6 protein-coding genes are annotated in these 4,837 nt (G+C 67.4%); 3 read left to right on the top strand and 3 right to left on the bottom strand.

Annotated features, from left to right (window positions below; all coding sequences use genetic code 11):
• A partial coding sequence (locus NBV68_RS17705) for a UbiA family prenyltransferase (RefSeq protein ID WP_296312442.1) occupies nt 1–458 on the bottom strand: 458 nt, incomplete at its 3' end.
• Nucleotides 455–838, bottom strand: a complete 384-nt coding sequence (locus tag NBV68_RS17700) for a hypothetical protein (RefSeq protein WP_296312440.1) — start codon at nt 836–838, stop codon at nt 455–457. The genes NBV68_RS17700 and NBV68_RS17705, both read right to left, overlap by 4 nt.
• Nucleotides 839–877: 39 nt before the next feature.
• On the opposite strand from NBV68_RS17700, the gene NBV68_RS17695 reads away from it, so the two are divergent.
• The 3 genes from NBV68_RS17695 (at nt 878) to NBV68_RS17685 (ending at nt 3,431) form a co-directional block, all read left to right on the top strand.
• The gene (locus NBV68_RS17695) at nt 878–1,624 is read left to right on the top strand and encodes a 16S rRNA (uracil(1498)-N(3))-methyltransferase (protein ID WP_296312437.1); all 747 of its coding nucleotides are present in this window, start codon (nt 878–880) and stop codon (nt 1,622–1,624) included.
• Between the two features lie 116 nt (nt 1,625–1,740).
• Nucleotides 1,741–3,111 (top strand): glutamate--cysteine ligase, encoded by a 1,371-nt coding sequence (locus NBV68_RS17690; protein ID WP_296312435.1) that lies wholly within the window; start codon nt 1,741–1,743, stop codon nt 3,109–3,111.
• Between the two features lie 17 nt (nt 3,112–3,128).
• Nucleotides 3,129–3,431: a putative quinol monooxygenase gene (locus NBV68_RS17685; RefSeq protein WP_296312433.1), complete on the top strand. Its 303-nt coding sequence runs from the start codon at nt 3,129–3,131 to the stop codon at nt 3,429–3,431.
• A 1-nt stretch (nt 3,432) separates the two neighbouring features.
• Here the strand turns inward: NBV68_RS17685 and NBV68_RS17680 are convergent, their stop codons facing one another.
• Nucleotides 3,433–4,836: a DUF1295 domain-containing protein gene (locus tag NBV68_RS17680; RefSeq protein WP_296312430.1), complete on the bottom strand. Its 1,404-nt coding sequence runs from the start codon at nt 4,834–4,836 to the stop codon at nt 3,433–3,435.
• Between the last annotated feature and the right edge of the window lies 1 nt (nt 4,837).

The raw sequence follows: 4,837 nt of genomic DNA, 5'->3' as shown, positions 1-4,837 counted from the left end.
GGCCACCAGGTGATGCGCTTCATGAAGGGATAGGCGGCGACCAGCGCAAGGCTGCCGAGCGCCACGACTTGCGCCTCCAGCCGCAGTTGCAGCAGCACCACGAGGCCGACGAGGCACAGCGCCAGCAGCCAGCCCCAAGCGAGTTTCTTGGAGACCCGCCCGCTCGCCACGGGGCGCAACGCGGTGCGCGCGACCTTTGCGTCAAGATCGGCATCGACGATGTCGTTGTAGACGCACCCCGCCCCGCGCATGGCGATCGAGCCGAGCAAAAGCCAGCCGAGCAGCGCGAGCTGCGGCCCCGCCCCCGCCAGCCAGACGGCAAAGACGCAGGGCCAGAACAACAGCCACCACCCGATCGGCCGGTCGAACCGCGCCAGCAGCGCAAGATCGCGCGGAAGCTGCGGCAGGCGCGCGACGAGGCCACGATGTTCGCTGTCGGGGACGATTCCTTCGCTCACGCCAGCTCCTCCGCCCGCGCCGCACGCCAGCCGAGAATCGCCAGCACGAGCATCGTCACATTGCCCGCGAAATCGAGCATCCCGATGCTGGTCAGCACCGGCACCTGACAATGGAACCAGTAGTTGAAGCCGAAGAACGGCAACAGCAGCACCGCGAAGACGGCAAAGCTGCGCGCGCTCCAGCGCACCGCCAGCGCCATCAGCCCGAACAGCACCGCCTGCGCACCGAAGCAGGCGACCGCGAACCGCGCGAAGAAGCTGTTGTCACGATAGGCTTCGGTGATCGCCAGCGCGATGGCGTTGCCGGGAGCGAACAGCGCCCAGCCGCCCAGCATCAGGAACACGGCGGCGATCAGGAATTGTGCGGTGCGCGCGGACATGGCTTGCTCCCTAGCGGCCCTCGCGCCTAGTGCAAAGCCATGCCCGCCACCCCTGCATGGCCCCCGAAAAGCGCCCCGCGCCTGTTCGTCACCGAGCCCCTCGCCGCGGGCGCATCTGTGCGGATCGAGGGGAACCCGGCCCATTACCTTGCCCGCGTGATGCGCGTGGCGCCCGGCGACATCGTTATCCTGTGCGATGATATGACCGGCGAATGGGCCGCGCGGGTGGTCGACGCGGGCAAGCGCGACGTGGTGCTGGAGGTTGCAGACCGGCTCCGGACGCGCGAGGCGGTGCCCGATCTGTGGCTGTGCGCGGGCCTGCTAAAGAAGGACCGCTTCGATCTTGTGCTCGAGAAGGCGACCGAATTGGGCGCCGCGCGCATCCAGCCGCTGCTCACCCGCCGCTGCGTCGCTGACAAGCTCAACCTCGAGCGTGCCAGCGCGATCACCACCGAAGCCGCCGAGCAATGCGCCCGCACCGCGCTGCCCCAGCTGGCCGAGCCGGTGAAGCTCGATGCGCTGCTCGCAAGCTGGCCCGAGAGCCGCGCGCTGTTCTTCGCCGACGAGAACGGGGGCGAACCCGCCGCGCAGGCCTTCACCGCCCACAAGGGCTCCCCCGCCGCGATCCTCACCGGTCCCGAAGGCGGCTTCGACGAGGCCGAGCGTGCCGCAATCCGCGCCCACACCGCCGCGCGCCCCATCACTCTCGGCCCGCGCATTCTCAGGGGGGAGACCGCCGCGATCGCCGCGCTCGGCGTATGGATGGCAACCGCCGGCGACTGGTAGCCGGCCGGCGTCCGTCATATTCCCGCAAGACAATTCGCGTTGGGCAGCGCAAAGGCGAATTTGCCTTCCCACCGTCAAACCCGTTTTCTAAAGCAACCGGCCAGAGAGGGCCTGCCATGAGCACACGCGAAGCTTCCACTGCCGATGATCCGGTGATCGAAAGCCTCGACCAGCTGGTCGCGCCGATGATCAAGGGCGAAAAGCCGCCCGAAGATTGGCGCATCGGCACCGAGCACGAGAAGCTCGTCTACAAGCGGTCAGACCACCGCGCGCCATCCTATGACGAGCCCTGCGGCATCCGTGACCTGCTCGGCGGGCTCGAGAAATTCGGCTGGCAGCCGGTCGAGGAGGGCGGCAACGTCATCGCCTTGAAGGGCGAGGACGGCGCGGTCAGCCTCGAGCCTGCCGGCCAGCTCGAACTGTCGGGCGCGCCGCTGGAAAACCTCCACCAGACCTGTGCCGAGACCGGACGGCATCTGGTGCAGGTCAAGGAAGTCGGCGAGAAGTGCGGCGTCGGCTACCTTGGCCTTGGCATGTGGCCCGACAAGACCCGCGAAGAACTGCCGATCATGCCCAAGGGCCGCTATGACATCATGCTGCGCCACATGCCGCGCGTCGGCAGCATGGGCCTCGACATGATGCTGCGCACCTGTACCATTCAGGTTAATCTGGACTACCAGTCCGAGGCAGATATGGTGAAGAAGTTCCGCACCAGCCTCGCGTTGCAACCGCTGGCGACCGCGCTGTTCGCCAATTCGCCCTTCACCGAAGGCAAGCCCAACGGCTTCCTCTCCTACCGCTCGCACATCTGGTCGGACACCGATCCGGCGCGCACCGGCATGCTGCCCTTCGTCTTCGAGGACGGCTTCGGCTACGAACGCTGGGCGCGCTACATGCTCGACGTGCCGATGTATTTCGTCTTCCGCGACGGGAAATATATCGACGCGGCGGGCCTGTCTTTCCGCGATTTCCTCGATGGCAAGCTCAGCGTGCTGCCCGGTGAGCGGCCGACGCAGAGCGACTGGTGGGACCACCTTTCGACCGCCTTCCCCGAGGTGCGGCTGAAGTCCTTCCTCGAAATGCGCGGCGCCGATGGCGGCCCGTGGAGCCGCATCTGCGCGCTCCCCGCCTTCTGGGTCGGGCTGCTCTATGATCAGGGCGCGCTCGATGCGGCGTGGGATCTCGTCAAGGGCTGGTCGATGGAAGAGCGCGAGCGCCTGCGCAATGAAGTGCCGCGCCTGGCGCTCGCCACGAAGTCGCCCGATGGCGGCACCTTGCAGGATCTCGGGCGCGAAGTTCTGAAGATCGCCCACGCCGGGCTCAAGGCCCGCGCGCGGCTCAATGCGGCTGGCGACAACGAGACCGGCTATCTCGAGACACTGGACGAGATCGTAGCCAGCGGCAAGGTGCCGGCCCAGCGCCTGCTCGATGCCTATCACGGCGAGTGGAACGGGGACATCTCCCGCGTCTACGAGCAATCATTCTGACGGGGGGAGAGACCACCATGCTGATCGTATTGGCCAAGGCGCAAGTGGGCGAAGGCGCGCTGGAACCCGCTATGGCGGCGATTGCCGACATGGTCGCGGCCTCCAATGCCGAGGAGGGCTGCATCGCCTATGCCTTCACGCAGGACCTGCTGCAGCCGGGCGTGATCCACATCGTCGAGAAGTGGCAGGACGAGGCGGCGCTCGCGGCCCACTTCGCCACCCCGCACATGGCGGCCTTCGGGGCGGCCATCGCGGGGCTCGACTTCAAGGTGGTCGAGGCGCTCAAGTTCCACACCGACGAAGGCGCGCCGGTGATGTAGCCTACTCCGCCGGGAAGGCCTGCGGGTCTTCGCGGCGGGGGGTGCCAGCTCCCAGCAGGCGGCGCTTCAACCGCGCGAGCGGCGCGGTGATCAGCCCGTGCTCCTCCATCCACGCGTGATACTCACGGTATTTGGGATCCTCGGCGAGCAGATGCGCCTCCTCGGTGCGCGCGCGCCAGTAGTAGATGGCGTTGACCGCGAGCAGGAAGACGCAGTTGCGCAAGGGTTCGAGCCAGCCCTCGCCGGTCACCAGGAAGGGCAGAACGCTCGCCCACCAGAACAGGTTCTTTGACAGGTAGGCCGGGTGGCGGGTGAAGCGATAGGGGCCATTGGTCAGCACGCCGCGATAGGTGAGGTTCGAAAAACGGATGCCGAACACCACCGTCGCCCAGGCATAGATGCCTGTCAGGAACACCAGCAGCCCGCCCCAGGCCCACAGCAGCGCGGTGCTCCCGGCTAACCAGTGCGCCCAGCCCGGGGTGGCATATTCGTAGCTCAGCACCTGGTTGTCCGGGCCGATGATCCCCCACACGAAGGGCGGATAGCACAATAGCGCGGCGAGCCAGCCGGCGAGGAAGGGGTTGCCCGAGCGGATGTGCGAATCGAGCGGGCGCAGCGTCAGCAGGTAGCCGACGGTGCCGATCTGCACGTCGACGAGGAACAGAAGCGTCACCAGCAGCATCACGAATTCGACCGGATCGGCGATCAGCTCCGCCGGGCTCGCCTCCACCACCTGCGCGAAGCCGGGAGGGAGGATCGAGATCATGAAGGCCCCGAAGAAGCCCTTGATCGCCCAGGCGCGCCAGTGCTTGGCGATGGCGGCGCTGTCCCATTGGTCACGCCCCGCGATGCCGCCCCCGGCCACGAAGGCGCCGAAATGGAAACACCCGTCGCGCGGGTTCACGAGGTAGCGGTCGAGCCAGATGACATAGGGCACCGACAGCACCACCAGCGGGAAGATGGCGATGCTCAGCACCTCCATCGCGAAGAGGTAACTGCCCGTCCAGTACCAGCGCCCCAGCGCGTAGAAGGCGGCGAGCAGCGCCCATGTCGACCACAGGCCGACCAGCTTGATGACCGCGACCGGCATGACCTCGGGCCAGGGACGCTTGAGGCTCCAGTCGATACCGGTCGAGGGCCGCAGGTGCACCTTGTCGACCAGCACCGACCACGCCGCCATCGGCAACGCGGTGAAGAGCATCGCGGTGAGCGCCGCGTAAGGCCCTGAAAGAACGCCACGTCCTCCCGACAGCCCGCCGCCGAGGCCGAGGGCCTCCGCGATCTCGGGATAGGAGCGGCAGAAGGCGATCCACAGGGCAAGCCCTGCCAGACCCGCCAGCCCGACGCCGGTCGAGACATCGCTGCGCGGGGGCGCTGTTGGAAGAGGAGGCGGGAGCGGATTCATC

The organism is Erythrobacter sp. (assembly GCF_023653175.1).
Lineage (GTDB): Bacteria > Pseudomonadota > Alphaproteobacteria > Sphingomonadales > Sphingomonadaceae > Erythrobacter.
Note: the sequence above shows the minus strand (reverse complement) of the source record. Positions and strands in the feature narration are given on the sequence as shown.